We start from the raw sequence: 3,325 nt of genomic DNA on the forward strand, positions 1-3,325 counted from the left end.
AAATTGAACGGCAAGTCCTATGTCGGCCGCTTTGTCTGTGGCCAGGTGGTTCCCCGCATCCAGCCGCGCCTGGCTCCCGCATTCGAGGAAAAGGTGGAGGAATTCAAGCGCAAGCTGCTGGATCGCAAGGAAGCCGGCCTGCCGGACGACGACTAGGTCCTGCCGCAACGGCGGCGCTGATCTTTCCCCGCCCGTCTTCCCGATGGGCGACGATCCTGCGCGGTCCGCCGGCCTTTTGAAAAAACGAACTGTCTCCTGTATATGGGGGATGGGACCGTGGGTCTTTTTCGGGCACAATCTCTTCCTTTGTTGGATAGATTATAGCGAAGCGAGGTGGATATGAAGGCAAGGCGTTGGGTTGGATCGTTGATCGTGGTATGCGTAATGGGGGCCGGATTGGCAGTCGGCCGCACTGTCGATTCCAAGGAGGCGAAGGTCTTCGACGTGCGCTCGTACGGGGCCGTTGGGGACGGTGTTGCCATGGATACGAAGGCGTTGCAGTGTGCGGTCGATGCCTGCCATGCCGCCGGGGGTGGCGTGGTGTTGCTTGGGGCGGGGAGCTATCACATCGGTACGCTTTGGCTCAAAAGCAATGTCGAGTTGAGGTTGGTTGAGGGGGCCGAGGTGCTCGGAAGCCTTTCGCTGGCCGACTATTCCCGCGACAACCAGGGTGCCATCGAGGGCCCGGCCTTCGATGAATGCCTGCTCTATGCCGAGCATGCCGAAAATATCCGCATCACCGGAGAGGGGTCCGTCGACGGACGCGGCTACGAAAAGAATTTCCCGATCAAGCTCGAAGACGGTTCGTTGGGCGACCGTCCAATGCTGATCCGCTTCGTTGAATGCAGGAATATCCGTCTCGAGGGAGTCAGCTTCAAAAACGCGGCATCCTGGTGCACGCATCTGGTGTCGTGCGACGATGTCGTCATACGGGACCTCGCCATCGATAGCCATGTGAACCGGAACAACGATGGGCTCGACCTCGACGGCTGCAAGAATGTCCTGATCGAAAACTGCAACATTCGCTCCGGCGACGACTCCATCTGCCCGAAGAGTACGACCGCCAGAATCTGCGAAAACATCGTCGTTAAAAACTGCCGGGTGCAAAGCAATACGGCGGCCTTTAAGTGCGGCACCTCGTCGCGCGGCGGGTTCAAGAACATCTCCGTCTCCGACTGCGACTTTTCCGGCACCCGCATGGGGGCCATCAAGCTGTTGGCTGTGGATGGCGGCATCCTCGAAGACATCGCCATCGACAACATCGTGATGAACGAGGTCGAGGGGCCGATCTTTATCCGGCTGGCCAACCGCGGCCGAACCTACCACCAGCCGACGGAGCAGATTCAGGGTAAGGACGTCGAGCCGGAAGGAGCTCCGGTGGGATATGCCAAGAACATCCGCATCAGCAACATCAAGGCAACCGTCAGCGGCGACATCCCCAAGCGGCAGGGCATCATGATCTCCGGCATTCCCGGTCATTGCATCGAAGACGTGGTGCTGGAGAACATCGAGATCAGCTATTCCGGCGGCGGAACGGCAGAAGATGCCGCGCGCGAAGTGCCGGAAGACATCGCCCGCTATCCGGAGCAGTTTTTCTTCGGCGTGCTGCCGTCGTGGGGCGCCTTTGTGCGCCACGCAAAGAATGTTGAGTTTAAAAACGTCAAGATGACCACCCGAACCCCGGACGCGCGCGAAAAAATTGTGCTGGTCGATGTCGAAGGGTTCTCCGAGGTTGAAACGCTTCCGGCGCGTTGATTGCGAAGAAAAACCGCTCCTTCGTCCCGCAAACGCGGGATAGGCCGGCCATGTTGTTCAGCTATGCTGTTTTCCTGGGAGGAAAGACGATGAAAAATCTGAAGCGAACGAACCCAAGGCTTTTCGGATATGGAGGCCTTTGTGCCGCGGTGGTGCTGTGCGCTGTTGCGGCGTCGGGGGCGGGGTATCGGCACGGCATGACGATGATCAAACCCGCGGAGCAGTGGCGGGAGGCCCTCCCTTCCGGGAACGGGCAAATCGGTGCGCTGGTCTATGGTTCGATCAACCAAGAGCGGGTTTTATTCAACCACAACGAACTTTGGTACGGCGGGAAAATCGATGAAGTGCCCGATATGTCGGCCGAGCTTCCGGTGGTGCGCCAGCTGCTGTTGGAAGGAAGGTATCCGGAAGCCAACGACCACTATTCAAAGCAGCTGAAGGCGAAAGGTTTCAATGCGCGGAATGCAATCTATCATCCCGCGTTCGACCTGCTCGTGGAATCCGATTGCGAACGCATGTTTGAAGCGTATTCCCGGACGCTGGATTTTGAAACGGGTCAGGTGGAGGTGGCGTGGCGCGATGGCGACATCCGATACGCGCGCCGTCTGTTTGTCTCCATTCCCGATGATCTTTCGGTCATGTCGATCCGTGCCGACCGCAACGGTTCGGTTCGGGGCGCGGTCACGCTCGATATCCACGACCTCAAGGATGCCATCCTGCAAAACGGCGATCCCTTTGATCCGGGGTTCCGTTACCAAACGGTGGTGGATGGGGAGTTCGTCGAGTTCCGCGCCGATGGTTCCGATGGCGGCGAGTTCGGCGGCGTCATGCGCGTTGTTGCCAAAAACGGCACGTTGGAGGTGGATCGGAAATCGATCCGTTTTTCCGGCGCGGACGAGGTGGTTTTGGTGATCGGCTTCTTTGCGAACGAGGAGAGCGCGACGGCAGTGTCCCGTCTGAAAAAGAAACTGGTGGCGGCGGGCGACGACTATGAAGCGCTTTTTGAGCGCCACGCGGCGCTTCACCGCCAAAAATTCAACTCGATGGGCATCCGCTTGAACGTGTCCGGCAACCGGGATACGCCCAACGAAATCCTGCTGCTGGATGCCTACCAAAATCCGGCCTCTCCCGAGTTGGTTGAAAAATTGTTCGATTATGGCCGCTACCTCTTGATCTCCAGCAGCCGCGCGGGCGGGTATCCCGCCAACCTCCAGGGAATCTGGAACGGGGATTACCGCCCGCCGTGGAGCTCGCTCTACGGGATTAATGAAAATCTCCAGATGACCTATTGGCAGGCGCTGCCCGGCAACATGAAAGCGGCCATGATGGCCTTCTTCGACTATTTCGACGGGCATCTGGATGAGTTCCGCTACAACGCCAAGCAACTCTGGGGGTGCGACGGGATCTATATCCCGCCGTTCATGTCGCCCGATTCCGGCGTCATGCGCCACACCGCGCCCCACGTGGTCTACTGGACCGACGCGGCGGGTTGGCTTGCGTCCTTCTATTACGACTACTACCTCTTTACGGGCGATCGGGACTTCTTGAAAAACCGGGCGGTCCCCTTCAT

The 3,325-nt window shown here is 58.8% G+C and carries 2 protein-coding genes; both read left to right on the forward strand.

The genetic code is table 11. The features are described 5' to 3' along the window. The first annotated feature begins 339 nt into the window (after positions 1 to 339). Entirely contained in the window at positions 340 to 1,755 is a 1,416-nt protein-coding gene (locus tag ABYO54_RS15555; protein WP_372809149.1) for a glycoside hydrolase family 28 protein, read from the forward strand. A gap of 89 nt (positions 1,756 to 1,844) precedes the next feature. After that, positions 1,845 to 3,325 (forward strand): glycosyl hydrolase family 95 catalytic domain-containing protein (locus ABYO54_RS15560; protein WP_372809150.1); only part of this gene is annotated, 1,481 nt, incomplete at its 3' end.

The sequence above is a fragment of the Pontiella sp. genome, assembly GCF_041622395.1.
In the GTDB taxonomy this organism is placed as follows: Bacteria; Verrucomicrobiota; Kiritimatiellia; order Kiritimatiellales; family Pontiellaceae; genus Pontiella.